General features: G+C 34.8%; 24 protein-coding genes. 8 read left to right on the plus strand and 16 right to left on the minus strand.

Going from position 1 to position 26,241, the window contains the following annotated elements:
• Position 1 precedes the first annotated feature (1 nt).
• Positions 2-1,003 carry a YihY/virulence factor BrkB family protein gene (locus EZ428_RS11420; RefSeq protein WP_131553270.1) on the plus strand — a complete coding sequence of 334 codons (1,002 nt, stop codon included), beginning with the start codon at positions 2-4 and terminating at the stop codon, positions 1,001-1,003.
• Here EZ428_RS11420 and EZ428_RS11425 read toward each other — a convergent pair.
• The 3 genes from EZ428_RS11425 to EZ428_RS11435 all read right to left on the minus strand — a co-directional run bounded on the left by EZ428_RS11425 (position 1,000) and on the right by EZ428_RS11435 (position 6,791).
• Entirely contained in the window at positions 1,000-3,156 is a 2,157-nt protein-coding gene (locus EZ428_RS11425) for an ATP-binding protein (protein WP_131553271.1), read from the minus strand. The genes EZ428_RS11420 and EZ428_RS11425 overlap by 4 nt on opposite strands.
• Before the next feature lie 120 nt (positions 3,157-3,276).
• Positions 3,277-5,166, minus strand: a complete 1,890-nt coding sequence (locus tag EZ428_RS11430) for a DNA topoisomerase IV subunit B (protein WP_131553272.1) — start codon at positions 5,164-5,166, stop codon at positions 3,277-3,279.
• A 230-nt stretch (positions 5,167-5,396) separates the two neighbouring features.
• Entirely contained in the window at positions 5,397-6,791 is a 1,395-nt protein-coding gene (locus tag EZ428_RS11435; protein ID WP_131553273.1) for a CHAT domain-containing protein, read from the minus strand.
• Between the two features lie 112 nt (positions 6,792-6,903).
• Between EZ428_RS11435 and EZ428_RS11440 the strand changes: the two genes are divergently transcribed.
• From EZ428_RS11440 to EZ428_RS11460, 5 genes are all read left to right on the plus strand, one after another.
• The gene (locus EZ428_RS11440; RefSeq protein ID WP_131553274.1) at positions 6,904-8,256 is read left to right on the plus strand and encodes an APC family permease; all 1,353 of its coding nucleotides are present in this window, start codon (positions 6,904-6,906) and stop codon (positions 8,254-8,256) included.
• Entirely contained in the window at positions 8,256-9,416 is a 1,161-nt protein-coding gene (locus EZ428_RS11445; RefSeq protein ID WP_131553275.1) for a trans-sulfuration enzyme family protein, read from the plus strand. The genes EZ428_RS11440 and EZ428_RS11445 overlap by 1 nt, the downstream gene beginning before the upstream one ends.
• Positions 9,417-10,763 carry an MFS transporter gene (locus EZ428_RS11450; protein ID WP_131553276.1) on the plus strand — a complete coding sequence of 449 codons (1,347 nt, stop codon included), beginning with the start codon at positions 9,417-9,419 and terminating at the stop codon, positions 10,761-10,763.
• A 492-nt stretch (positions 10,764-11,255) separates the two neighbouring features.
• Complete coding sequence (locus EZ428_RS11455) at positions 11,256-12,614, plus strand: DEAD/DEAH box helicase (RefSeq protein WP_131553277.1); 1,359 nt, start codon at positions 11,256-11,258, stop codon at positions 12,612-12,614.
• Between the two features lie 216 nt (positions 12,615-12,830).
• On the plus strand, positions 12,831-13,355 hold the full coding sequence (locus EZ428_RS11460) for a hypothetical protein (RefSeq protein WP_131553278.1): 525 nt from the start codon (positions 12,831-12,833) through the stop codon (positions 13,353-13,355).
• A gap of 38 nt (positions 13,356-13,393) precedes the next feature.
• On the opposite strand, the gene EZ428_RS11465 is transcribed toward EZ428_RS11460, so the two are convergent.
• From EZ428_RS11465 to EZ428_RS11510, 10 genes are all read right to left on the minus strand, one after another.
• Positions 13,394-14,632 (minus strand): SAM-dependent methyltransferase, encoded by a 1,239-nt coding sequence (locus tag EZ428_RS11465; RefSeq protein WP_131553279.1) that lies wholly within the window; start codon positions 14,630-14,632, stop codon positions 13,394-13,396.
• A 9-nt stretch (positions 14,633-14,641) separates the two neighbouring features.
• On the minus strand, positions 14,642-15,487 hold the full coding sequence (locus EZ428_RS11470; RefSeq protein WP_225871041.1) for a DUF1365 domain-containing protein: 846 nt from the start codon (positions 15,485-15,487) through the stop codon (positions 14,642-14,644).
• Positions 15,488-15,595: 108 nt separating this feature from the next.
• Positions 15,596-15,955, minus strand: coding sequence for a four helix bundle protein (locus EZ428_RS11475; RefSeq protein ID WP_131553281.1), 360 nt, complete (start codon positions 15,953-15,955; stop codon positions 15,596-15,598).
• 107 nt (positions 15,956-16,062) lie between these two features.
• Positions 16,063-17,307 (minus strand): NAD(P)/FAD-dependent oxidoreductase, encoded by a 1,245-nt coding sequence (locus EZ428_RS11480; RefSeq protein ID WP_131553282.1) that lies wholly within the window; start codon positions 17,305-17,307, stop codon positions 16,063-16,065.
• A gap of 17 nt (positions 17,308-17,324) precedes the next feature.
• Positions 17,325-18,359, minus strand: a complete 1,035-nt coding sequence (locus EZ428_RS11485; RefSeq protein ID WP_131553283.1) for an SAM-dependent methyltransferase — start codon at positions 18,357-18,359, stop codon at positions 17,325-17,327.
• A 66-nt stretch (positions 18,360-18,425) separates the two neighbouring features.
• Entirely contained in the window at positions 18,426-19,235 is an 810-nt protein-coding gene (locus tag EZ428_RS11490) for a DUF1295 domain-containing protein (RefSeq protein WP_131553284.1), read from the minus strand.
• A 78-nt stretch (positions 19,236-19,313) separates the two neighbouring features.
• Positions 19,314-19,658 carry a DUF1475 family protein gene (locus EZ428_RS11495; RefSeq protein ID WP_131553285.1) on the minus strand — a complete coding sequence of 115 codons (345 nt, stop codon included), beginning with the start codon at positions 19,656-19,658 and terminating at the stop codon, positions 19,314-19,316.
• Positions 19,659-19,885: 227 nt separating this feature from the next.
• Positions 19,886-20,614, minus strand: a complete 729-nt coding sequence (locus EZ428_RS11500; RefSeq protein WP_131553286.1) for an acyl-CoA desaturase — start codon at positions 20,612-20,614, stop codon at positions 19,886-19,888.
• A 130-nt stretch (positions 20,615-20,744) separates the two neighbouring features.
• Complete coding sequence (locus EZ428_RS11505) at positions 20,745-21,242, minus strand: cupin domain-containing protein (RefSeq protein ID WP_131553287.1); 498 nt, start codon at positions 21,240-21,242, stop codon at positions 20,745-20,747.
• 136 nt (positions 21,243-21,378) lie between these two features.
• Positions 21,379-21,930, minus strand: a complete 552-nt coding sequence (locus EZ428_RS11510; protein WP_131553288.1) for a hypothetical protein — start codon at positions 21,928-21,930, stop codon at positions 21,379-21,381.
• A gap of 75 nt (positions 21,931-22,005) precedes the next feature.
• Between EZ428_RS11510 and EZ428_RS11515 the strand changes: the two genes are divergently transcribed.
• On the plus strand, positions 22,006-23,433 hold the full coding sequence (locus tag EZ428_RS11515) for an arylsulfatase (protein WP_131553289.1): 1,428 nt from the start codon (positions 22,006-22,008) through the stop codon (positions 23,431-23,433).
• Positions 23,434-23,741: 308 nt separating this feature from the next.
• Positions 23,742-24,059, plus strand: a complete 318-nt coding sequence (locus EZ428_RS11520) for a hypothetical protein (RefSeq protein WP_131553290.1) — start codon at positions 23,742-23,744, stop codon at positions 24,057-24,059.
• A gap of 1,008 nt (positions 24,060-25,067) precedes the next feature.
• Here the strand turns inward: EZ428_RS11520 and EZ428_RS24365 are convergent.
• From EZ428_RS24365 to EZ428_RS24095, 3 genes are all read right to left on the minus strand, one after another.
• Positions 25,068-25,442 (minus strand): helix-turn-helix domain-containing protein, encoded by a 375-nt coding sequence (locus EZ428_RS24365; RefSeq protein WP_131553291.1) that lies wholly within the window; start codon positions 25,440-25,442, stop codon positions 25,068-25,070.
• The gene (locus EZ428_RS24090; protein ID WP_131553292.1) at positions 25,427-25,894 is read right to left on the minus strand and encodes a cupin domain-containing protein; all 468 of its coding nucleotides are present in this window, start codon (positions 25,892-25,894) and stop codon (positions 25,427-25,429) included. The genes EZ428_RS24365 and EZ428_RS24090 overlap by 16 nt, the downstream gene beginning before the upstream one ends.
• Positions 25,895-25,966: 72 nt before the next feature.
• A complete protein-coding gene (locus EZ428_RS24095) occupies positions 25,967-26,116 on the minus strand; it encodes a hypothetical protein (RefSeq protein ID WP_205945668.1) in 150 nt (49 codons plus the stop codon).
• Between the last annotated feature and the right edge of the window lie 125 nt (positions 26,117-26,241).

Raw genomic sequence — 26,241 nt, forward strand, 5'->3', positions numbered from 1 at the left:
TATGATTGGTTTATTAAAAAAGACAAAAAACTTATTAGTTATAACTTATCACCTTTTTATAGCTGCTGGAAAAGGCTTTATGGAAGATAGGGTGATGAAGTTAAGTGCGGCATTGGCTTATTATACCATATTTTCACTTACTCCACTGATTATCATTATTATTTCAGCTGCAACTCTTTTCTTGGGAGATAACATGGATCCTAACACAAAGCTATTTGGAGAAATTAGCGAAATGATCGGTACCGACGCTGCAAATCAGTTGAGAGGTTTTGTAGAAAATGCTAATCTTTCTGGCAAAAGCACAATGGGTTTAATTATTGGTATAGTAACCTTAATTATTGGGTCTACAGCAATATTTATAGAAATTCAGGATAGTATTAATATCATTTGGAAAGTAAAGGCGGTTCCTAAAAAGGGATGGAAAAAATTAATTACCAATCGTTTATTGTCATTTTCTCTTATTGCATCTTTAGGCTTTTTACTTTTAGTTTCTCTTGTTATAAATAGTGTTGTAGTTGGAATTGGCAATAGATTAGAAGTTTATGCCTCCAGGGTTGGTATTGAACAGATATCTGGATTTGTGATGTTAATTATTACCAATATATTAACACTCGGCGTGGTAACCGCCATATTCGCCATCATTTTTAAGGTTTTGCCAGATGTAGATTTAAAATGGAAGCCTGCATTAATAGGGGCTCTATTTACTGCACTTATGTTTAGTTTGGGTAAATACCTAATTGGTATTTACATCGAAAAGGGCAATCCAGGTTCTGCATTTGGAGCAGCAAGTTCCATTATTGTTATTTTAGTTTGGATATACTATACCTCTATCATTTTATATTTTGGTGCCGAATTTACTCAGGCCTATGCAGAAAAATATACTGAAGGCATCTCACCAAGTAAATATGCCGTCCACTTAAAAACAATAATTGTAGAGAAGAAAGTAGCTGTTTTACCTCCTCAACATCCAGAAGATACGGTTGATTGCCCTGAAGAAACTTAATCCTTATTTAAATACTCGGCCATTTTGTCTATCAATTCCTTTTCCGAGAATGGTTTGAGTACTAAGTCATCAATCCCAGATTCGATATATTTCTTTCTATCTTCTTCCAAAACGTTTGCCGTTACCCCTAAAATTGGGAGATTGGCCTTTGATGGATCAGGATACGATCTAATAAGTTTTGTTAACTCTATCCCTCCCATCTCTGGCATTTGAATATCTGTTAAAAGTAACTCGTAATCATTCTTTTTGAATAACTCAAATGCTTCCACCCCATCATAAGCAACATCAGTTATCATTTTATATTTTTTAATAACAGTTTGAGCAAGTAGAATATTCATCTTGTTATCATCCGCCAATAAAATACGTTTACCTTCTAAGCCATCTACAGCAATAATGGTTACATTCTTATTTTTTACAGCGTTACTTGTTGTACAAATATCATAGGGAATTTCAAAACTAAATATCGAGCCCTTTCCTAATTCGCTCGTTACACCAATTTGCCCACCCTGAAACTCTACTATTCTTTTACAGATTGCTAATCCTAAACCAGTTCCCTTTTGTTTAATCTTGGTTGATGAATAGTAAACTTGTGCGAACTCATCAAAAATCATATCAATATCTTCAGCCCCAATACCAATTCCAGTATCCACAATTTGAACTGTTAATAATCCTTTTTTACCATTTAAATCAATATCAGCCTTTAATGTAACCGAACCTTTATCGGTAAACTTAATTGCATTGCTTAACAAATTCATCACCACTTGCTTTAAACGTAATGAATCACCAGAAAAGCAAGCGTTTCGCTTAAAAGAAATTTCCTTTTTCAACTCTATCCCCTTGCTTGTAGCTTGTATGGCTATACTGTTAAATACTTCTGTTATAGCATCAAGCGGGATGAAAGAAATCTTATCAAAGTTTACTTTGCCCGTTTCATATTTAGAAAAATCAAGAATATCATTCACAACATCTAATAGCATTACAGAAGAACTCCTAATAGCGCTTACCTGCTCAATTTGCTGTGCATCAAGCTTACCTTGACTTAATTGTTCAGAAAAACCAATTACAGAGTTTAATGGCGTTCTAATTTCATGGCTCATGTTTGCCAAGAACCTACTTTTAGAAACCGCATACTGAGAGGCTTTCTGACTGTAATTAATCAGTTCGCTTTCATTTTTATAAATTTTCCAAAGGTTAAATAAAATGCCACTCACCAATAAAATGAGTAAAACGATACTAAAGACAAAAATCTTGTCTATGCTCTTAAAATTACCATTTATATTCCCTAAAATCTCTTCTTTATTTTGTTTAGCAAAGGTTATTTCCTTTGTCTTATAGTTTTGTAATAGCGAAACTATTTCTGTGATGATTTTGCTATTGAGTTTTAAAATAGCTATCTCATTATTCTTCAACATGCTATTCGCCGTATATAAATTACGGAAATAATTATTCATGTTTTTTAGTTGTAACCTATTGAAAGCTTTACTTTTCTTAGTAGTGTCTAATTTAGTTTCTACCCTAACTACCCTAGTTATAGCATTGTTTTGCTCTGTTTTTGGTTTACGTTTAATTGCATCTCCTAAACGACCAATTAGGTTTTTTTCTTTTTGAGCCTTTGGCCCAATCTTAATGGTATCAATAGTAACCATTGTCTTAAACTGTTTATAGGTTAACTCATTCCCATCGTCGTCTGTTTGAATTTTATTACCCACAGTATCTACCCCAGTTGATAAATTAATTAAACTATCCGTTAATTGCCTTAACCTTAAGTAAAGCTGAGTTCTAACTTTCTTTTGATCAACTAAACCTTTTAAATCTTGTGGACTATTTTTTCCATTAACATCTGCAGATAGCTTGATATTATTTAAAATGTTAGAAACAAATTTGATATCACTTGCAAATTTATTGATATATGCTTTTTGGCCTGTAACTGCATACAACCTGCAATTATTGTCTGCATTGTATAATACTACAATGCATGAATCTACTAAGGCGTAGTCTTCTTTTAGTTCAGATAGATTGTTAATGTCACGAGACAAATCATTCCCTTTACTATTGCGAACATAAAAGAAAATCGCACATAAAAAGAGTGATAATATTAAGAAAACGATAAGTCCGTATCGAGTTGAGGAGTTTTTAGCAGAGGAAAAAGGCATAAAGGAATTTGTTTATTAAATCAATTTTCCCATAATAATATATTACAGGCATTTTTTAATAACAAATAGGGATATGCAATATTACGTAAAAAATTATTCTTTTAAGTTAAATTAAAAAAATTATGCTACTTCTAAGTCTTCCGTGTTAGCTGCGTTTCTTTCTTCCTCACCCTCTTTTACCTCGTCTTTTTCAATACGTAAGTTTTTAATAATATGTTGTTGCCTTTCTGGTGTGTTTTTACCCATATAATATTCCAAAAGCTTTTTAATAGTTTGTTCCTTTAAAATAACAGGATCTAAACGAATATCTTTTCCTATAAACAAACCAAACTCGTCTGGAGATATTTCTCCTAATCCTTTAAATCGAGTAATTTCTGGCTTACCACCTAGTTTTTCAATCGCATCCCTTCGCTCCTCTTCACTATAGCAATAAATAGTTTCCTTCTTATTACGGACCCTAAACAATGGGGTTTGCAAAATGTAAACGTGACCGGCCTTTACTAAATCTGGGAAAAATTGCAAAAAGAAAGTCATCATTAACAAACGAATGTGCATTCCATCAACATCTGCATCTGTAGCAATAACAATATTGTTATAGTGTAAACCTTCCAAACCATCTTCAATATTTAAAGCGTGTTGTAGAAGATTAAATTCCTCATTTTCATAAACTACTTTTTTGGTTAATTCATAGCAGTTTAATGGTTTTCCTTTTAAGCTAAAAACAGCCTGACAATCTACATCTCGAGATTTGGTAATAGAACCAGAAGCAGAATCCCCCTCGGTTATAAACAATGTAGTTTCGTATCTTTTTTCGTGCGTACTGTTAAAGTGAACTTTGCAATCTCTTAGTTTTTTATTATGTAATGATGCTTTTTTCGCTCTGTCATTAGCTAGTTTTTTAATACCAGCAATATCTTTTCTTTCTCGTTCAGATTGGATAATTCTTTTTAAAAGTGCATCAGCAACATCTGAATGTTTGTGTAAATAATCGTCTAATTCTTTCTTTACAAAATCATTAACGAAGCCTCTAACAGATTGTCCTTCTGGGGCTATTTTCTCAGAACCTAATTTCGTTTTCGTTTGCGATTCGAAAACAGGTTCTTGCACACGTATGGCAACAGCTGCAATGATAGATGCCCTCACATCATTCGCATCAAACTCTTTTTTATAAAACTCACGAATTGTTTTTACCACTGCTTCTCTAAACGCCGCTTGGTGTGTTCCACCTTGTGTAGTGTATTGTCCATTTACAAAAGAGTGGTAATCCTCACCATACTGTTGTCCATGTGTCATGGCTACCTCGATATCATGGCCTTTTAAATGGATAATTGGATAACGGATTTCTTCTGGTTTATTTTGCTTTGATAATAAATCGAATAAACCTCGCTCTGAGAAATATTTTTGATTATTGAAATTAATAACTAAGCCTGTATTTAAAAATACATAGTTCCAGATCATGCTTTCTACAAAATCAGGTATGTAGTGGTAATTTCTAAAAATAGTTTCATCAGGGTAAAAAGTTATAGCTGTACCATTACGCTGTGTAGTATCAATTTCTGGATGCTCCAAAGTAATAAGGCCTTTACTAAACTCTACTTTTTTTGTTTTACCGTCTCTATAACTTTGTACCAAAAATGAAGTAGATAAGGCATTAACCGCTTTTGTACCAACACCGTTCATTCCTACCGATTTTTGAAAGGCATTACTATCATACTTACCTCCAGTATTCATTTTAGAAACGCAATCAATCACTTTACCCAAAGGTATACCACGACCATAATCACGAATGTTTACTTTTTGGTCGCTTAAGGTTATATCAATTGTTTTTCCTGCACCCATCATGAACTCATCTATAGAGTTATCCATGATTTCTTTCAATAGTACATAAATACCATCATCTTGCGCAGAACCATCTCCAAGTTTACCAATGTACATTCCTGGTCGGCGACGAATGTGTTCCTGCCAATCAAGTGACTTAATACTATCTTCGTTATAAATCGGTTCTGCCATAATATTTTTTTTGTAATAGAGGTCGTCATTTAGAGCACCGCGAGAAATCTACCAGTTAGAATAATAAATAATTAGATTTCTCCATCGTTCCACAGTCGAACTGACGTGGAAACAACTCAGCATTACAAATTTAATCTAATCTCTGTTCAAATCAATTACAAAGTTTCCACAAATGAACATTTTGGATAAGAGTTAATCGCATGGTGTATGGCGAAAATCGAAATGTACAATTAATAGCTCACCCCAAAAACAGAAAAACTTGCCCAATACATTGGGTTTGGATACTTAACTTTAGTATCTAAAATTGCTAGCCGAAGTTGTTCAGATGGAAGGTAAAAATTGGGCTCTTGTAAATGAAAGATGAACCTTTCCATTAAAAAAGCGGTGGCTTCATCATCAACATTCCATAAACTCATGATTACTTGTTTTGTACCCCCTAAAATAAACGACCTAGCTAATCCGGTTATACCCACATCAACAGATTTCCCCAAACCTGTTTGACAAGCAGAAAGTATAACCAGCTCTGGAAATGACTTGCCTTTTGCGGCAAGGTTCATTACATCTCTTGCCGTTAATTTCGCATCAATGCCGCTCAACACCAAGTAACTATTTTCTATCGGATTGCTCTCGTCAGCTATGCCGTGTGTCGCAAAATAAATTAAATCTGCCTTATCCCAATATTTAAGTATACTGTCTTTTTTGGCATTATTCCCACTAAGTAAGTGATAGTCTTCAGCATAACTTATTGCACCGGCAATTTCTTTTGTTGCTCCAGGCAAATCTGGAAAACTGTATTCTAAATTTTTAGGGTAGGCTGGGTTACTGATAAATAACGGGTTGTCTAATGTAAATTTTCTCCTTGGGGGCATATAAGTATTTCGGTCTGTACCACCAGATTGATCAAAGTATTTTCCGTCTCGCCACTCGCCGCCCATAGTTCCTCTTAATATTAGGGTTTTAGAAACTATTAAATCAACTATTCCCGGACTAATTGTAAAACTACATTTATCAATCAGATAAGAATTATCCTTGTAGGGCTTCAAAATATGGAAAGGGAAAGTACCAATATTTAATGCCGGAATAACGATTAACTGTTTTACTGTCTCATCAAAACCAATAGGCAACAAAATACTACCAATTTCTTTTGTTAATACTTCGAGATTAATTTTCTTGGCATTTGAACCTACATTCTTAACGGCCACTCCTCTTTTTATTGGAGATCTGCTTGCAGATTTGGCCTGTATTTGAAAAGCCATTAATAAATCACTATGCAGTTCTACAAGTTTTTGTTGGCTAATCTTAATCGCCTTTTCCTCTAAAACTTGTCCTGGTTTAAAAAAGGTCCGATGTAAAATACCTTCATTATAAAAAAAGAATACAACGCCTATTTTCTCCTTGTCGCCATACAGGTTCTTTAAAACATTGGCAAAATCTGTATTAGACTTTAAACCAGACGTTTTGAAACCTCCAATTAGATCTGTAAATCCAGATGAATAGGAAGCACCTCTAGATTTAATCATACTATTATATTGTCGTTTATAGATTTCAAAAACATCTTTTTCTACTGTTTGAGCAAAAACTAAATGGTTTAAAAATAAGATGATGAACAACAAAATGTATTTCATAATACTATAATACAAAAAAAGCCTGTCGTTTAATAATTTTCAACAGGCTTACAAAGCCCAAACTTTTAACTCCAAACTAAAATTCATATCTTCCAAACTTAAACTTATGCTCATGCAAGCTAAAAAGCAACTCTCTCTTTTCGACCTTTCTATGATTGTGGTTAGTCTAGTAATTGGGATGGGAATATTTCGCACCCCTGTTAATGTAGCTAATAAAGCACAAATTCCAGAACTCTTCTTTTTAGCATGGGTGGTTGGTGGTTTTGTGGCTTTATGCGGCGCATTAACCTATGCAGAAATTGGCTCTCGTTATCCAGTTACAGGCGGATACTATAAAATTTTCTCTGTTTGTTACCACCCCTCAATTGCATTTGCAATCAATTGTATTATTGTGGTTTCCAACGCAGCATCAGTTGCCGGTGTTTCCTTAATTGGTGCAGAATATTTAAGCAAGGTAATACTAAGTCCGGAAATGCAAACAGCAGAATATCGAATTATTATTGCTGCCATAAGCATCATTATATTTTACTTAGTTAACTTATTAGGCTTAAAAACAAGTTCCAGAACACAAAATGTACTAACCATTATTAAAATTGTGATGGTACTTACCCTAATTTGTGCTGTCTTTTTTGGAGAGCAAACTTCTAGTATCACTCCCATTTTCAATAGCACTTCTGGTTTGCCCGCAACGTGGAGCGATTATGGAAAAGCATTAGGCTTATGTTTAATAGCCGTTTCATTTAGTTTTGGGGGTTATCAACAAACTATCAATTTTGGGGGCGAAGCTAAGGAGGCTAAAAGAGTTATTCCAAGATCTATTATTATTGGTCTGGGAATAATCATCACTTTGTATATGGCCATAAATTATGCTTATGTTAAGGTTATTGGTTTCGAACAACTAAAAACTGCAGAAAGTATTGCAGCTATTTTGGCAGGCAAAATCTTTGGTCCGGCAGGTTTTACCTTACTTTCAGTTTTAATTTTCTTTTCAGTACTAGGTTATGTAAATGTTAATTTGCTAAGTAACCCGAGAGCAATGTACGCTATGGGCGAAGAAAAAGCCCTGCCTAGCATCTTTACCAAAAAAACAAAGAAAAATGATGTAATGATTGTGAGCTTAACTGTATTTACCCTTATTTCAATCCTTACCTTATTTTATGCTCAAACTTTTGATAAAATTTTAAACTATACCATATTTTTAGATAGCATTGGAATGGCATTCTCTGCAGCTGCAATTTTCTATTTACGCAAAACAACAGCCCATTTAGATAAAAACACAATTTATACAATGAAATTTTATCCAGTAATGCCAATCATTTTTATTGCCGCTTACCTGTTTGTAACCGTTAGTATTTACAGTGACGACCCAAGTGCGGCTACAAATGGTTTAATTATCTTTTTAGGATTTGTTGCCATTTATTTCATTACCAGATTTTTCAACAATAGAAAGGCAAAAACTAGCTAATGGATTTATCTTACATATTAAATGAACTAGGTGAAGAACGCGAAAACTATTTCAATTCAATTGCTCCTCCTATTATGCAAACGAGCAACTTTAAGTTTAACACAGTTGAAGATTTTAGAGCTGCATTGGCTGATGAATATCAAGGTAATTTATACTCAAGGGGGTTTAACCCAACGATAGATATTTTAAGAAAAAAATTAGCTGCGCTTGATGGAGCAGAAGACGCACTGGTTTTTAGCAGTGGCATTGCAGCAATTACTGTCCCTGTTTTGGCTTTATTGCAAAGTGGCGATGAAGTAGTTTGCGTAGAAAACCCATATAGTTGGACAATTAAATTATTTAAAGAGTTTTTACCAAGATACGGTGTAAGCACAACCTTTATAGATGGAACAGATCTAAGTCAGTTTGAAAGCGCCATTACAGCTAAAACAAAGTTGATTTATTTAGAATCACCAAATACATTTAGCTTCGATGTTCAAAACTTAGAAGCTGTAGCCAAAATTGCCAAAGCAAAGGGTATTTTAACAATGATTGATAATAGCTATTGTTCTCCACTTTATCAACAACCCATTGCTCATGGAATAGATTTAGTAGCACAATCGGCAACCAAGTATTTAGCAGGGCATAGCGATGTTGTAGCAGGAGTTTTAACTGGGAAAAAAGAATTATTGGAAAAGATTTTCAACAAAGAATACCTGAATATTGGTGCAGCATTAGCTCCACAAAATGCCTGGCTTTTATTGCGTGGTTTAAGAACCTTGCCAATTAGGTTAGATAAGATTAGTGAAACTGCAGATAAGGTGGTAGCTTATTTAAATGCGCATCCTAAGGTTGAAAAAGTATTACATCCTTTTAGTCAAGATAACAAGGACTTAGCTCTCGCTAAAAAACAAATGAAAAAATGTGGCGGTTTGTTTAGTATTGTTTTAAAAGATGCTGATCTTACTAAAATTGAAACTTTTTGCAATGGCTTAAAGCATATTTTAATGGCGGTTTCTTGGGGTGGTTATGAAAGTTTAATTATTCCAGCCTGTGCAGGGATTAACAAAACAAATTTCGATGCGACCAATAATAGACACGTGTTGATAAGAATTTATGTAGGATTGGAAGAAGCTGAGTATATTATCGCTGATTTAGAACAAGCCTTCTCGAAAATTTAAATGCCAACACAAACACTACCCTTTAAAAAACAATTACTTTATTGCGCCGGAATGATGGGTTGGAGTATCATGTCCAATATCATCATTGTAATGTTGCCTTATTTTTATTTACCACCTAACAATGCTGGCTTAAATCCATTAATTCCGCAATTACTGGTTTTTGGCGCATTTAATATTCTTTCTTTAATATTAGCTTCGGGTAGATTAATTGATGCTGCTTACGACCCATTCATTGCTTCGGTAAGTGATAGTAGTGAAAATCCAAAAGGAAGACGTTTTCCAATTATGAAATGGGCAATTTTACCTGCAGTTATCTTTTGCAGTTTGGTTTTTTATCCCTTGGTTAAAGGCGAAAGTGTAAATAATGCTTGGTGGTTGACTTTTGTTTTAGGTGGATTTTTTGTTTCGGTAACTACTTATATAATTCCGTATAATGCATTGCTTGCAGAATTAACCCATACACCAGAAGAAAAAGTTAAGCTTTCTACATTTCAACAAGTAGGTTTTGTTTTGGGGATGATTTTAGGTGCACTTTGTAATAACTTCGCCGATTTAATTCAGACATTTTTTCATGTAACAGAACGTTTTCACGCTTTGCAATATACCATTTGGGGATTAGCTATTTTCTCTGGTTTGGTGATGATTTTACCTATTCTTTTTATTAACGAAAAAGATTATGTGCAAAGCAAGCCAACACATATTCCTTTGTTACCGGCTATTAAAAGCACATTTAGAAATGTAAATTTTAAATATTATTTAATATCAGATTTTACTTATTACACTGCATTAAGCTTAATGAGTAGCGGCTTGTTATATTATGTAACCGTATTGCTTGGCTTACCAGATTCTGATGGTGGTAAGTTCATGGGAACAATGGTTTTGCTGTCTTTATTATTTTATCCCTTCATTAATGTTGGCGCTAAAAAATTAGGGAAAAAGACTTTGGTACTTTTAGCTTTCGGGGTTTTGAGTTTAATATTTGTCACCATTTTCTTTTTAGGCAAATTACCATTTACACCTTCCAACCAAATGTATCTATTAGTCGCTTTTGCCTCTTTCCCATTAGCAGCTTTAGGCATTTTACCAAATGCCATTTTAGCAGATATTGCACAACAAGATACTTCAGAAACTGGCGAAAACCACGAAGGAATGTTCTTCGCCGTTAAATATCTCTTCGTAAAATTAGGTCAGACTTTAGGCATAGCCATTTTTGCAATGCTTACCATTTATGGAAAAGACACAGGCAATGATCATGGTTTACGCTTAAATGGTGTAGTTGGGTTTGCACTTTGTGTATTAGCGCTGTTGTTTTTTACAAGGTTTAAGGAGGATAGTAGCAAGATTTGAGTATGAAGTAGCAAGATTGGGTACATAATCAATTCCATGCCTATCAGCATGCAGGCATTTTACATCTTACATCTTTTTCTACTTTCGTTCCCTAAACATGAATAGCAGAAAATACTTTTTTGAAAACCTATAAGATTTTTAAAACCTTATAGGTTTGAGATAAAAAGATAGTAGCGAGGACAGGGTTGCTCCTGATAGCTATCGGGATACCGAAAAGCTACTGACATCAGTTTCCGATTATTCCCAAAGGGATGCCTTTGGCACAATTTCAGTTTCCAGTTTTCACAACGATTGAGCAATTAAACAATAAAGCAATTTCTTCCCTGCCTGTCCGACAGGCAGGCATTTACGCTCTTACATCTTACATCCATTTATTTTACTTACCTTTGTGCCGAAGCAGAATTTCTTTATCATTTAAAGCAAACACAAGCTAGTCCTTCTAAATAATGATTGTTCTAGCTTCTTCGACATTTTACATTTAAAAATTATACTTTGTTATTTTCAGAATTAAACCTCATAGCTCCTATTTTAAAGGCGCTTGAAACCGAAGGTTATACACAACCTACACCAATACAGGAGCAATCTATACCCTCTATCTTACAAAAACGCGATTTATTGGGTTGCGCTCAAACTGGTACTGGTAAAACCGCAGCATTCGCTATACCGATGTTGCAATTATTAGACAAACCACATTCAAATGTTAAGGGCCCTAAGCCAATTAGAGCTTTGATTTTAACGCCAACAAGAGAATTAGCCATCCAAATTGAAGAAAGTTTTAAGGCTTATGGTCGCAACCTATCTTTAAAACACTTGGTAATTTTTGGTGGTGTTGGACAAAAAGCACAAACTGATGCCTTACATAGAGGTGTTGATATTTTAGTGGCAACTCCTGGTCGTTTATTAGATTTAATGAACCAAGGTTTTGTGAACTTACGTGATATCGAGATTTTCGTATTAGATGAAGCCGACCGTATGTTAGATATGGGTTTTATCCACGATGTGAAAAAAGTTATCGCCAAATTACCTGCTAAGAGACAAACTTTGTTTTTCTCGGCTACCATGCCAACAGAAATTCAGAAGTTGTCTAGCACCATATTAACCAACCCTGTTAAAGTAGAAGTAACCCCAGTTTCTTCTACAGCAGAAAAAATTCAGCAAGCAGTTTATTTCGTTGAGAAAAACGATAAAAGAAGTCTGTTAGCACACTTGTTAAAAGACAAGGCAATTGAAACCGTTTTGGTATTTACACGTACTAAACACGGCGCAGATAAAGTGGTTAAGGATTTGATAAAAATCAACATCAAGGCTGAAGCTATCCACGGCAATAAATCTCAAAACGCCCGTCAAAGAGCACTAACTAATTTTAAGGCCCGTACAACTCGTGTTTTAGTGGCTACTGATATTGCGGCTCGTGGTATTGATGTGGATGAATTGGCACACGTAATTAACTACGAATTACCAAACATTCCCGAGACTTATGTACACAGAATTGGTAGAACCGGTAGAGCTGGTTTAAGCGGTATTGCTTACTCGTTTTGCGATGGCGAAGAGAAAGAATTTTTAGATGATATTGAGAAATTGATTGGTTTAAAAGTTCCAGTAAATGAAGACCATCCTTATGCAATGAGCTGGCAAAGTTTAATGTCTGCTGCTGCAGATGCAAAAGGTAAAGGCAAAAAGAAAGGCAACCAACGCGAACCTCGTGAGCGTGAGCCAAACTTAAGCGGAGCGAAAAAGAAACCTCAAGGTGGTGGCGCTAGAAAGCCTAACCATACTGGTAGCACAACAGGTGCAAACGCTGGTGGTGGTAACCGCAGATTTAGCGGTGGCGGCAATAGAAGAAGGGATTAATATTCGTTGTTCGTTGAGCGTTGTTCGTTATTGATAACACATTGTCATCCGAGCTACTTTGTCATTCCGAGCCTGCGAGGAATCTCATTTAAAGAATCTTTCTAAGAGAGATTCTTCACTTCGCTCTGAATGACAAAACATCTTATAAAAAATGGTTCGTAGCAATACGAACCATTTTTGTTTTATAGGAATTGTTATATTCGTTTATAAAATCTTATGAGAAATTACTTATTTACCTGCCTTCTTTTTGTAATCGCTTGCAACAATAAAACCATAGAAACTCAAAAAAGCGGAAATTGGAAATTAAAAGGTAATTATAAGATTTGTGATACTTGTACCACAATCATACTTGTTCATCATGACGAATGTACTGAGTGTGCCGATTTATATGTAGACAGTGGAACGATATTTATTCCAACAAAGGTTTTGTCAATGATTGATACATTGAGTTTAAATACTAAATCTAGTATAATGTCACAAAGTAATCAAGTTAATCTTTCAGACATTAATTTAGATGATGCCAGCTATTTTAATAAATTGTGGTCTGATTCAATAAAATATGAGGATAGATATTTAAAAGATCTACATAACGCTTTTAGATTAAAAGGAAGAATACTTTCATTTGAGAGAAGATTCTTTAATGGGAAAAAAAGTTATTACCCAAGTTTATATTTTAAAGTTTTAAAAGCTGAAGAAATAGACACAGCATATCTTAGAAAAACAATCAACAAAAACAATTGACCTTCACCCTCAAAATTTCTACCTTTAGCCTCAAAATCCTATCTCTCCGTATTATTCGGCCTTGTATAAACCATTTGCATAACATTGATATTTCTCATTTCAAATGCAGCTTCGCAATAGTTTAAATAGTAATTCCATTTGCGGATAAAACGCTCGTCGAAACCTAATGCTTTAACCTCGTTTAATTTGTGATTAAATTCGATAAACCAAAGTTTTAAGGTTCTTGCGTAATCTAAGCCTAAATCTTTCAAGTCTACTAAGGTCAAATCGCTGGTATTGTTAATCGCTTTATTAATTACAGCTACTGATGGCAATAAAGAACCTGGAAAAATGTGCTTCTGAATCCAGTCTACACCCCTGCGTAAATTTTCATACCTGCTATCTGGGCTTGTGATTACCTGAAAAGCAAAAATCCCGTTAGGCTTTAAGACTTCTGCACATTTCGCAAAATAGGTTTCCAAATAATTATGACCTACGGCTTCCAACATTTCTACTGAAACAATCTTATCAAACTGGCCTTCAATGTTTCTGTAATCTTTTATGATAATTTCTATTTGATCTGATAATCCAGCTGCTGCGACTCTTTCTTGTCCAAGCTTTTGTTGCTCCTTCGAAATGGTTACTGTAGTTACTTTACAACCGTAGTTCTTCGCCATGAAAATAGCATTTGCACCCCAACCACTACCAATTTCTAGCACGTGGTCGCTCGCTTTTAACTGTAATTGTTCGCAAAGGCGACGATATTTTTCATCTTGAGCTTGTGCCAATGTTAATTCTGGCGTTTTAAAAAATGCGGCAGAATAAGTCATAGATGGATCTAAGAAAGTCGCAAAAAAATCATTATTTAAATCGTAATGTTCGGCAATGTTCTTTTGTGAACCTGTAATACTATTTGAACGATTATTATGATAAATTCTATTGAACCACTTAAATAAATTTAATCCTATAGATTTCACTTTACTCCCAGAAACCGATGGTGCGTTTTCGATATTCAGGATAATCCATTTGATGAGATTGGTAATATTATCTGTTTCCCAAAGCCCATTTACATAAGCTTCGCCAAAACCGATATCTCCATATAATACAACACATTTGAAGAATCTAGAATCCTTAACTTCCAAATCAGCTTTATAACTGGAATTTGAATCACCAATTTCAAAATTTTCTCCACTAGGTAGTGTTAGATTTAAAAATCCTTTATTCATTTTACAAAGCGCATTTACAACTGCATTTTCGTAAAATCCTGATTTCGATTTTGTTAGGGAGAGAGATGACATATTTGCTTACTAATTGGTTCTATAAGGTTTATATACGTCTTTTTGCAAATCTTGGTTTGCAGCTTTCGGGTGATATTTTATTTTCTTAATCCACAATCTAAAGGCTTGCCAATGGATTAACCACATTACCCTTAGTGGTATCATTGGGATGGCAAAGAAGTAACGCAACATATTTGCGTTAGTTAAAGGCTTTTGCTCTCCCTTTAAAGTGCTGATAAAAAATCGATTTCCATCTTTATCATAATCATCTATCTTAATTTCCAATTTTTCTGTCGGAATAACAAGATTAAAATCGAAAAAGTCATCTAAATCTATAAATGGAGATACGTAAAAATGTTTTTGAACCCTCTGTTTAAATGTATTTCCATCAAGCTCATCTTTATCAAAAAAGAACATTTTCATTTCATGATAAGTATTACTAATTTCTGCTACTGCGCAAAGTGGGCAATTGTTTTCATCAAAACAGAAATAAAAAGAAGCAGGATTGAAGTTATAACCTAATACTGAAAGGTTAGTCAACAACATAATTTTACCATTGCCAATTTCTACATTGTGGGATTTTAAATAAGTTGTAATTTGCTGTTTTGCTGAGATGGGAGATGTGAGATGTGAGATGTGAGACCTTTCATCTTTGTTCTTTGTTCCTTGCTCCTTACTCTCTAAAACCAAATGGCATTTATCTCTAAAACTGAATAAATTAAACTTGTTGTAACTAAACCAGCGAAGTTTTTTATCTAGAATTGCTAGCTCATCTAAATCTATATAAAACATAAATACATTATACCAGAAACTGTGCTTCTTAGGCGCTAACCTATGATGCATAACTTTGGCTGAATATATGGAGGAGCTAAACAATTAAATGGAAGATGTAAAATGGAAAATGGAAGATGGACCAGTTCTAAATGTAAGATGAAACTCTATGGAAAATTTAAAACGTAAAATGGAAGACGGACTTTTCATAAGCTATTTACTTGAGCTGATTTTGATTGATGCAAAAATTTTCTTGAGTTCATTAGCCTCATCTTTGTATTGTTCAAATTCAAGTGTAAACTTTTCATCAATATATAGTTCCTTTAATACTCTTAACCAATAGGCACTTTCTCTTGCCTCTCTGTAAGAAATTCCAATTTTATAATTGAAATCCCTTTTGCTTGTTGCACCTTGAGCTTCTTCATAATTTGCTCCAACAGATGTTGAAGAACGACTAAGTTGCAATATTGGCACTTTATAAACTTGACTATAAGGCAATTTGTTTAAAAACTTTAAAATGTTTACTCCAAAACAGAAAGTTCCGTCTAGAAGTTGTGTTGTTTTTTCATTCATAGTAAGATGTTTAGGTATACATAAACTTAATGTTTTCTGCCCATTTCCCATCTAACCTATTTCATTTCCCTTTTACTAAATTGCTCAACCATTTCCCATCTTACCTCTTACATCTTTTCACATAGCTCCACCGCACTTTTATAAGCATCTTCATGGAAACCATATTTAAAATAACTGCCACAATAATAAACCGGGCCAGTTTCATTTAGTTTGTATAATTCTTCTTGCGCTTGCATTGCTGGCACATCAAATAATGGGTGTTCGTATGCAATTTCCTTAATTATCTTACTTTTATCAAGCGTAGCTGATGGATTGATAGAAACGAAATAATCAACCTTATCTGAAACACCTTGTAATTGATTCATCCAGTAAATGGTACTTGGCACTAACACCTCACCTTGTTTTTCTACTCTATAGTTCCAACTACTCCAAGCCAATTTTTTCTTAGGCATTTGAGTTTTATCGGTATGTAAAATGGCAGTATTAGGTTGATATTTAAATTTAGAAAGAAGACGTTCTTCGTCGTCTGTTTTTCGCTTTACAATTTGATAAGTTTGGTTAGCGTGACTTGCCATGATCACTTTATCGAATTCCATTTCCTCTCCTTTTGATGTCGTTACTAAAACCCTTCCGTTTTCTAAACGCTCAACGCTGGTTATTTTTGTATTTATTCTAATCTGATTTCTAAATGGTTTAATCAATTTCTCACGATAAGCTTGGCTTCCGTTATGCAAGGTAAACCATTGATGCTGGGTATCTAAACCTAAAAAACCGTGATTTTTAAAAAAGCGAATAAGCGATACTGCCGGAAAATCTAATATCTGTTCCATCGGTGTAGACCAAACTGCTGAACTCATCGGAATAAGATATTTCCAAACCATATCTTCTCCATAACCAAACTCTTTTACATACTGTCCCAACGAATAATTTGCGTATTTTAGATCATCTAAAATGGCTACGCTTTCTTTGTTGAAACGATTAATCTGCATCAACATTTTTAAAAAAGAAGAATTAAAAATATTCCGTTTTTGCGCAAAAAGGTGTTTCATACTAGAGCCTGAGTATTCTAATCCACTTGGCAAATATTGAACGCTAAAAGACATATCTGTTTTTTTAACAGGCGCATCAATCTCCCTAAATAACTCACACAAATTTGGGTAAGTCTCATAGTTAAAAACCATAAAAGCAGTATCTATAAAAACATCTTTACCATCCTCATTAACTGTAACCGTATTCGTATGACCGCCAATATAGTTGAGCTCTTCAAAAAGTGTGATATCGTATTTTTTGTGGAGCAAATGCCCACAACCCATTCCTGCTATTCCTGTTCCTATTATTGCTAGTTTTTGCATCTGCGAGAGTAAAATCTTTAATCCTTGTTCTTTTCAAAAAGATAATGACAAACCATCCATTCATTACCTTTATTATAATTAAACAATTCTGCACAAGCCATATAAAACAAGCGCCAATAAACCCACCATTTTACTGCTTGATCTTTACCATAAGTATTCTCTAAGATTGGCATAATTTCCTTTTTATGTTTATCCATATTACTTAACCAAGCCTCAGAAGTTTTGCCATAGTTAGTTCCATTTACCACCCAATGTTTGCTGATTTTCAAATCGTCATTAAAGTAGAAAAACAAATGGTTCGATGGCATTATTCCGCCAGTAAAAAAGTACTTACTCATCCAATCGCTTTCATCAATAACTTCATACTTATAAGCTAGAGTTTTATGCGTAAAAATATGGACGAACAATTTGCCATCGGGTTTTAAGAATGATGAAACCTTAGCTAGCAATAATTTATAATTACGCATATGCTCGAACATCTCTACAGAAACTACCCTGTCAAAGCTATCAGTAATAGTGAAAGTATTCATATCTGCAGTTAAAACAGTAAGATTTTCAATACCTCTTTGTTTCGCAGTCTCGTCAATAAATATTTTCTGTGTAGCAGAATTTGAAACTACGGTAAACTTGCTCTCTGGAAATTTTGAGGCCATATACAGCGACAATGAGCCCCATCCACAACCTAATTCTAAAACGTTTTGCCCATTCTGTAAATCTGCTCTTTTACAAGTTAGTGCCAGCATATCATCTTCAGAAGTATCTATATCCTTTACTCCCGGATTCCAATAACCACTGCTGTATTTTAGGTTTTTACCCAAGCAATACTGAAAAAATTCAGTCGGCAATTCGTAATGTTGCTCGTTTGCATCAGTGGTATTTACTGCAATAGGAGAAGCCTTTAACTCATCAATTAAGTTAATGAATTTCCTTTGTTGCAATTCTTCATCGCCAACAGTTTCATCTGCCAAGCGTTGTTTTAAAAGTTTCCTAATTCCAGCTCGTAAAACAGGGTCTGGTAATTTATCGTTTTCTATTAGTTTATCGTACCACATATTTATGTAAAATGTAAGATGGTAAAGGGAAAATGGAATTTATAAGCAATGGGCACATCTTCCATCTTACCTCTTCCCTCTTCCATCCTTTTTTCCCCATGGGAAAAAGGAAGAAGTTGTTTCTTGATATTTTTTATAAGCCGCAGGTTTACTGCGCAAGTTTTGTTCTTCGTTGTTGGGTACGCCTGTCACCTTTAACAATAAATATAAAATGATGGCTGGGCTGATGATGGCCAAAATACCCCACGGTGTTGCTAAAGCAAAGATGAAATAAGCCATCCAGGTTAACCATTCAAAAAAATAATTGGGGTGCCGACTGTAATACCATAAACCTGTATCGCATACTTTGCCTTTATTTTTAGGGTCTTTTTTAAATGCTGCCAATTGATTATCAGCAATCATTTCCCCTATGAAAGCGATTACCCAAATACCAATTCCCGTGTATTCCAAAATCGATATTTGTGTTAATGGATTTGCCGTAATGATAAAAAATGGAATAGCCAGCAATACGTTTGATATGGCTTGGAACTGAAAGAAAAAGAAAAAATTCCTATCAGCTTTATCTCCCCATTCTTTCCGCAATTGCTTATAACGTCCTTCCTCCTCATTTAAATGACCAATTACACGCTGCCAAAGATGAAGTCCTAATCTTAGTTCTGCGATTAAAAACATACCGCAAATCAGAAATTTCCGTGTTTCAAATCCTTCCGACAGGAAAGAAGTAATAATCGTGATAACTGGAAAATTGAGTGCCCAAAATACATCAACAACACCAGCATTTTTAACTTTTTTAGCCCAAAGCCAAACCAAAAACATAATAGTACAACAGGCAATTAGCGAGATGAGTGCGATAAAAAGTAGATGTTTGTAATCCATTTTATAGTATAAAGTATTTAGTCCCAAAGAGATGCCTTTGGCATATCGAGTATCAAGAAAGCCCTCGGCCTTCTCATTCTATCTATTCCCCACCAACTCTTTAACACCTTCATTTGACTTAAGTTTGAATAATTTAATCAACACATAAGCGCAAGTTGCAATGCTACCTAAACATACGAATAAAATTACCCAAGAAATTTTAGGAATAATATTTTTTTCCTTGTAAAACATCCACAAGCTAATGATAAAAATATTGGCGTAAAAATCCCAAAGCGTAGCCCTCATCCAAGGTATCGAGCCCAGAAAGTCCCACTCTTTAAATAATGAACTTTCTAAACTTGTGCTAATAACTATATAAGTTACCCAAACTAATAAGACAGAGAAAATAATTTTTAAGGCTGTAATCATATATTTTTTAGTCATACGATGAATATAGCCAAGCTGCAAATATTTATCGGATGACTATTGAATAAACGAAAAAAGAGTAAGGGGAGTTTTTAGAAAACAAAAAAGGTTGGCAAAAACCAACCTTTAATATATAGGTATTGTCAGTCTGAGCTTGTCGAAGACCCTACACTAAATTATTCGACCACCTTCCGACGAGCGCTCAGGATTACATTTTAAATTTGACTATTAAAAAACAAATAGCTTTATACCTTTCTAATTCTAATAATATGCATCCAGTGTAAAACCTTCATCACCGGATAAGTTGGGTCAAACTCCCACCACTTAGATGAAAACTTTGGACTGTTTGGTTTTTTATGGTGATTGTTTTGGAACAATTCGCCCATTAACAAGAAATCCCAAGGTAAAGAGTTTTTACTATGGTCGTCATTATCATGGTTCGAATAACCATATTTATGTCCGCACCAATTAACAATAGCACCATGTAATGGGCCCATTAAAAAGTGAATTGGCAATAATAAATACATCCACCAGTATTCTGCAAAGGCAATATAAAAACCAATATAAAATAAACCACAAGCAATTCTCCAAATCCATGAATCTCCAATTCTATCAACTAGTGGCCATTCAGGATAGTTACCTCTAAAAGCAGGTTCAGGTTCTATTTTATGTTTTAAATAGCTCATGTACATATTTTTGGTAGCTATCATCATTCCGAAGACATCCTTAAAAAAATGTGGAGAATGTGGGTCTTTTTCCGTGTCACTATAAGCATGGTGCATTCTATGCAAAATAGCGTAAGCTCTCGGATTTAAGAAAGAAGAACCTTGAGAGATTAACAATACTAGGTAAAAGAATTTTTCCCAAAATGGCTCCATCTTAAACATTTTATGCGATGAATAACGATGCAGAAAAAATGTTTGGCTAAATAGCGATAAAAACCAGTGGGCAATAAAGAAGATTAAAATGATCATGAATTAGATGTGTACTACTCTATAAACGAATTTTAGAGAGATTAAGTTTAGATTCGTTACAAAAATGGATAGGTATAAGGAAATCTGTCTATCTACTGACAAACAGATTTCTTAAAAATTTGAAATTATTTTATCTACCGAAATCGTCTTGAACACGTACGATATCACTTTCATCAGAAGGATTTTCTGCATCAGTGTGTTGCCAAATTTCGGCTACAACTCCCCAATCATTTAAACCAATTAAACGATGGCGTTCGCCTTGTTGTAATTTGATTTGATTTGTTGGATGGTATTCTTTTACTTCTCCTTCTTCATCAGTCTGGCTGGTTTTAATACCAACCGTACCACTTACCACTTGCCAAATTTCGGCTCTGCGGTGATGATATTGCCAAGAAAGGCGGGTGTTTGGTGCTACTATTAAAATTTTTGGACTTAGTTTTCCTCCGATTTTCAGGCTATCTACATCTAAACCGTCAAAATAGGTATCGGCAAATTGTTGTGCTTGTGCTTCATCAATTACAAAAAAACCACCCCACGGGCGAGTTTCATCACGGTTAACGATATTAAAACCTTCAATTTGCAAACGTTGAGCAACGGTATCGAATATTTCTGTCTTTTTAGTTTCCATATTTTTTATTGATTAAGAAGCCAACAATGCTTGTTTAGTTATTGTTTGTTGATCACCTAATTTTTGTGCCGTAAAAATACGGGTTACAAATTAAAAAAGCCCTCTCGGGCTTTTTATTTTTTAAGAAATTATGTTTTTATTTAACTTCTGCCACTACAATATCAGTTGGTAAACCAGCAGATTGTAAGATAAAAGGAAAAGCTGCGTTGTTTAACACCCAAAGTTCTACTTTACCATCTTCACTTACAACATTTGTTGCATCAACTTCTTTACCCCCAATTTTCATCACACTAGCTGGCGATTTAATTTTAAAGTTCAATCCACTATACGTAAATGCCTTCTTATCTACTAGTGTTTTGTAAGCTGCTTTAGAGATAATTGCAAAAGTTTCTTCATCAGCTAATTTTGTAGCACCTAATGCAGGCTGGCTAACAGCCGCTAATTTAGTTGCGCTTTCTAAAGCTTTTGTAGTCATTTCAAAAGTTCCTTCTCCATAACCATCAACAGCCCAACCAATAGAAACTGGCCCAGCAATGCTTTTTACAGACAATAACAATGGAAATTCTTGACCTTGAACATAGGCACTACAATGCAACACGGTACCTACTTTAAATTCTGGCAATGTTTTTTGAGCATATACAGCTACAGAAAAAACAAAGGCAACTAGCGTAAAGATTATTTTTTTCATTTAAGATCTATTTATTTGGAATGAAGATAAAATTTATTTCTTTAATTTGAAAAACTTACACAAGTAATAAGAAATATGTTGAATAAATTAATTGCAACTACCTTTATCATTTTATGTTCCTTTAATTTAACTCTTGCTCAAAAGCAATCTAAACCAAATATAGTTTTTATTCTAGCTGACGATTTAGGCTATGGGGATTTGAGTTGTTTCGGTCAAAAAAAATTCTCTACACCAAATATTGATAAATTGGCTGCTAAAGGAATAAAATTTACTCAATTTTATGCTGGCACAAGTGTTTGTGCACCATCTAGGTCATCATTATTATCTGGTCAGCATACGGGCCACACCTATGTTCGTGGAAATAAGGAAGTGCAACCAGAAGGGCAGCAACCCATACCAGACTCTGTTAGTACCATAGCAGAACAATTTAAAAAAGCTGGTTATGCTACAGCTATCTTTGGCAAATGGGGTTTAGGTTTTGTTGGTACCTCAGGCGATCCTAACAAGCAGGGCTTTGATACCTTTTACGGCTATAACTGTCAACGAGAATCTCACCGGTTTTATCCAAGCCACCTTTGGGAGAATGGTAAAAAAGTACTCCTCCAAGGAAATGACGAATTACAAAACCACATAACTTATGCGCCAGATTTAATTCAAGCCAAAGCCTTAGACTTTCTTAATAAGCATAGGGATAAGCCTTTTTTCTTATACCTTACTTACACTTTGCCTCATGCAGAGCTAATCGTACCAAACGATGATATTTTCGAAAAGTTTGATGGAAAATTCCCAGAAAAAGCCTTTGTAGGCCAAGACTATGGCCCTGGTGCAACACCTGCAGGATATGTATCTCAAGCTAAACCTCACGCCACATTTGCAGCTATGGTAACTAGGTTAGATAAATATGTTGGCGAAGTAATGGACAAATTGAAAGCGCTTGGAATTGATGAAAACACCCTAATCGTTTTTACAAGTGATAACGGACCACATACTGAAGGTGGTGCCGATCCTGCCTTTTTTAACAGTTCAGGTGGCTTGAGGGGAGTTAAAAGAGATTTATATGAAGGTGGCATTCGTGTTCCATTTATTGTAAATTGGCCTAACAAAATAAAAAAACCATCTGTAAACAATCATATTGGCGCATTTTGGGATTTATACCCAACTTTTTCTCAATTATTAGGCTTAAAACAAAACAGTTATACTGATGGCATTTCTATTTTGCCAAGCATTTTAGGCGAGAAAAGTCAAAAAAATCATGCCTATTTATACTGGGAGTTTCACGAAAATAATGGCCGACAAGCGGCAAGAAAAAACAATTGGAAAGCTGTTTATTTAGACGTAAAAACCAAAAATGAAAAGTTTGAACTCTACGACTTGGATAAAGATCCCCAAGAAAAAAATGATGTCGCCTTAATTTATCCTGAAATAGCTAAGGAAATAAAGAGGATAATGGAAAACGCACATGATGAAAGTGTGGTTTATCCATTTTTTAAAACTAGCAAATAACAGAAAATCCCGCTCTTTTCAGAACAGGATTTTGTGGAGAATATCGACCCCCGATAGCTATAGAACCGATCACGAATCAGAACCAAAACCTGTGGAGTAATCCTAAATCTATTGTCTACCATAGTAACACAGTTAAAGATAACCCAATGGGCTTTGCCATTTGCCCCTATTCCTTAATAGTGAAAATGGCGTGTCGTAGTGTTACTTTCTTCCTATATAACTCCATAGTAAGTCCATATATAGTCCATAGTAACTCCATATATTTATGGTATTACTTGGACTTTATATAGATTTTATATCCTTTTATAATGAAGGATTATCAAAAGAGTGTTGATGCGATTATATCTATCCTAAAGTTAATGATCATCGCCCCACAGCAACTGATGTTCAAGAGCGCTCCAGGAGCAATTTATTTAGTGTCAATGGGACTTTTCTATTCCGAAAGAACATTTGTGGGCAAGGCCGTGCTAAGTAACCAGAACCTTCATCCAGCTGCCATCCTAAGAGCTGGGTTCTGCCTGGGGGAAACCATTGAAAGAAACAATTGGCGTAAGATTATCTTCAGTCACAGGAAAAAAGAAAGAATACGGGGCAAAACAAGGATGATGCCCGTAAAGGATTATTAGTGGGCGTAAATGATTGTTTAACTCTTCCACAACTTTTGTAACTGATCCCCGATCACCTCTCTCAAAACTTTCAAAATATAAAAAACCTCCCAAAACTAATTGGAAGGTCTAAATTATGGTGGAGAATATCGGAGTGGATATTTCATCAACTGCGAGCTCCAAACGCTGTTTTTGATGCTCTAAAAGCGGTTTTTTATCTGTCATTTTTGGTAATTTGGCTGAGTTTTGGCAGAGTTTATAAAGAAAAAATCACTCCAAAAACATCGTTACTAAATAATTAAAGGCATTTTTTTAATTTTTACGTCTACCCTAAAATAGGGAACTAGGCTAAATTTTCCAAAAAAAATGTTTTTTATCTGTGGATAACTCTAAAATCTACACACCTGTTTTCAACTCGAAATTTTGATTGTATTTTTCAACATTTGACCAATTTTTTGGCTGAGTTCTTCCTGAGTTTTTTGGCTTGAATTTCCTTCCACTACTTTGACAAAATGAACTAAGAACCTACCTAGAGCAATCAAACTAATTATTTTTTTTAGCTATCAAATCATAATCGAATTTTATTTTTTTAGGAAGATTAACTAAATCCCCAAAAACTGAATAGCAATTTATTCCTAACTTGGACAATTCCTTCTTAAGGTAGGATTTTGCCCTCTGCGGTATAATTACACTAACCAGTGTTAGACTATCACTAACCGTTAATAGTTCTTTTCCCAATGCATGAAAAGTAGAAAAACTACTTTGAAGTACCATACATAAGTCATTATGTTTAGAGCGGGGTGGCAACAGTGGCAGCCCTTTTCATCTTGGGCAAAAGACCCAGGACAGCTGACGGAGTCTGCTTTATCTCGATCGAGATCGAGCCCAGGTTTTGAGATCTGGTGGAATTGCAATTCCACAGGGCCAAAGAAGGCCTTCTACGCAGACAGGAATTTTAAATAAACATAGATTCAACTAGCCACAAAGCTGAGAGAAAAGACCTTTCGACACCTGTTGGTCTTGCCAAGTTTACCACCTTATTTTTGGCTCTATCAAACAATGGCTTTTTAGCGGGTTGAATAATCCTTCATCAATTCGCCAACAGCATTTTTTTATATGCCCTGGGTGTAACACCTTTAGAATCCTAAAAAACTTGTTAAAATTGGAAAGATTATTAAAGCCACAGCAATAGGCAAGGTCGCTTATCTGTTGATCTGTCTCAGCCAGCAGCTTACACGCATAACCAATCCTAACCTCATTTACAAAGGTTATGAAAGTTTTTTGGGTAAGGCTCTTAAAATACCTACAAAAGGCATATTTATTCATATGGCTCATCTCAGCTGCCTCATCAAGCAGTATTTCCTTATTGAAATTATCAAAGATGTACTTTAAAACCCTATCCATTTTATCATTATCCTTAAGCTGGTAATTATTGGATAGCCAGGACTTGAAAGCAATAGATAGTCTTTTGCATTGCAAAGCAGGTTTAGGATTTCGAGCACCACTATCAAGATCCTGATTTCCTCAATTTCCTGCACTGCTTTGATCAACAACTTACTCAACTCCGCTTTTGTTGTCAAACCAAATTTCATCCCCCGTTTGCCTAAAAGAAAAAAATTCTTCAACCGTTGGATATTTTCTGGTTCCCTAAAAATATGCTGTATTTTTTCGGGGTGGATAAAAAGCGAAACCGAACGGGCATACGAGTTTGTTAGTCCATCACTGAAATACTGTGTACTGTTGTGCCATACATGTGGCAGATTTGAGCCTATAAAAATCAGCTCGTCGTTATTAAAGTTGGCTATACTGTCGCCTATCATCACTCGTCCTTCACTTTCAATAATTTGATAGAACACATCAACGTGGTCTCTATGACGTGTTTGTCCGCCTTGTTGTACATTCCAAGGTTTGAGTGGGCCAAATGTACCTTAGCTTTTACTGACTGTACCGCCAGCCGAAAATGCTCCCTGCTCTTTAATTAGCAAAGGCTTCTGATTGGTATTATTTTGTACATAAAGTGATGGAGATAGCCATAATAAACATATGGCACTCCAATAGCTTGTGATTTTCTTTTTCATATTGTCCCTGTGTTGTTAGTTTTGTGAATGATAATGATCCAAGTTTCCAGCTGGCATTTTCATTTACATAAACTTCTGTGACCATAAATGGATTGGTTACTTCATTGCCGCCAACCACAGACAGA

Origin of the sequence: Pedobacter frigiditerrae, from assembly GCF_004331645.1 — a bacterium.
Taxonomy (GTDB): Bacteria; Bacteroidota; Bacteroidia; order Sphingobacteriales; family Sphingobacteriaceae; genus Pedobacter; species Pedobacter frigiditerrae.

What these genes read in the sequence shown, in the direction of transcription:
- EZ428_RS11430 (WP_131553272.1), bottom strand. Translation starts at nt 5,166, where the DNA reads ATGGCAGAACCGATTTATAACGAAGATAGTATTAAGTCACTTGATTGG.
- EZ428_RS11450 (WP_131553276.1), top strand. Translation starts at nt 9,417, where the DNA reads ATGCCAACACAAACACTACCCTTTAAAAAACAATTACTTTATTGCGCC.
- EZ428_RS11510 (WP_131553288.1), bottom strand. Translation starts at nt 21,930, where the DNA reads ATGAAAAAAATAATCTTTACGCTAGTTGCCTTTGTTTTTTCTGTAGCT.
- EZ428_RS11435 (WP_131553273.1), bottom strand. Translation starts at nt 6,791, where the DNA reads ATGAAATACATTTTGTTGTTCATCATCTTATTTTTAAACCATTTAGTT.
- EZ428_RS11515 (WP_131553289.1), top strand. Translation starts at nt 22,006, where the DNA reads ATGTTGAATAAATTAATTGCAACTACCTTTATCATTTTATGTTCCTTT.
- EZ428_RS11420 (WP_131553270.1), top strand. Translation starts at nt 2, where the DNA reads ATGATTGGTTTATTAAAAAAGACAAAAAACTTATTAGTTATAACTTAT.
- EZ428_RS11490 (WP_131553284.1), bottom strand. Translation starts at nt 19,235, where the DNA reads ATGGATTACAAACATCTACTTTTTATCGCACTCATCTCGCTAATTGCC.
- EZ428_RS11460 (WP_131553278.1), top strand. Translation starts at nt 12,831, where the DNA reads ATGAGAAATTACTTATTTACCTGCCTTCTTTTTGTAATCGCTTGCAAC.
- EZ428_RS11480 (WP_131553282.1), bottom strand. Translation starts at nt 17,307, where the DNA reads ATGCAAAAACTAGCAATAATAGGAACAGGAATAGCAGGAATGGGTTGT.
- EZ428_RS11465 (WP_131553279.1), bottom strand. Translation starts at nt 14,632, where the DNA reads ATGTCATCTCTCTCCCTAACAAAATCGAAATCAGGATTTTACGAAAAT.
- EZ428_RS11425 (WP_131553271.1), bottom strand. Translation starts at nt 3,156, where the DNA reads ATGCCTTTTTCCTCTGCTAAAAACTCCTCAACTCGATACGGACTTATC.
- EZ428_RS11485 (WP_131553283.1), bottom strand. Translation starts at nt 18,359, where the DNA reads ATGTGGTACGATAAACTAATAGAAAACGATAAATTACCAGACCCTGTT.
- EZ428_RS11445 (WP_131553275.1), top strand. Translation starts at nt 8,256, where the DNA reads ATGGATTTATCTTACATATTAAATGAACTAGGTGAAGAACGCGAAAAC.
- EZ428_RS11520 (WP_131553290.1), top strand. Translation starts at nt 23,742, where the DNA reads ATGAAGGATTATCAAAAGAGTGTTGATGCGATTATATCTATCCTAAAG.
- EZ428_RS11440 (WP_131553274.1), top strand. Translation starts at nt 6,904, where the DNA reads ATGCAAGCTAAAAAGCAACTCTCTCTTTTCGACCTTTCTATGATTGTG.
- EZ428_RS11500 (WP_131553286.1), bottom strand. Translation starts at nt 20,614, where the DNA reads ATGATCATTTTAATCTTCTTTATTGCCCACTGGTTTTTATCGCTATTT.
- EZ428_RS24365 (WP_131553291.1), bottom strand. Translation starts at nt 25,442, where the DNA reads ATGGATAGGGTTTTAAAGTACATCTTTGATAATTTCAATAAGGAAATA.
- EZ428_RS11505 (WP_131553287.1), bottom strand. Translation starts at nt 21,242, where the DNA reads ATGGAAACTAAAAAGACAGAAATATTCGATACCGTTGCTCAACGTTTG.
- EZ428_RS11495 (WP_131553285.1), bottom strand. Translation starts at nt 19,658, where the DNA reads ATGACTAAAAAATATATGATTACAGCCTTAAAAATTATTTTCTCTGTC.
- EZ428_RS24095 (WP_205945668.1), bottom strand. Translation starts at nt 26,116, where the DNA reads ATGAAAAAGAAAATCACAAGCTATTGGAGTGCCATATGTTTATTATGG.
- EZ428_RS11475 (WP_131553281.1), bottom strand. Translation starts at nt 15,955, where the DNA reads ATGAATGAAAAAACAACACAACTTCTAGACGGAACTTTCTGTTTTGGA.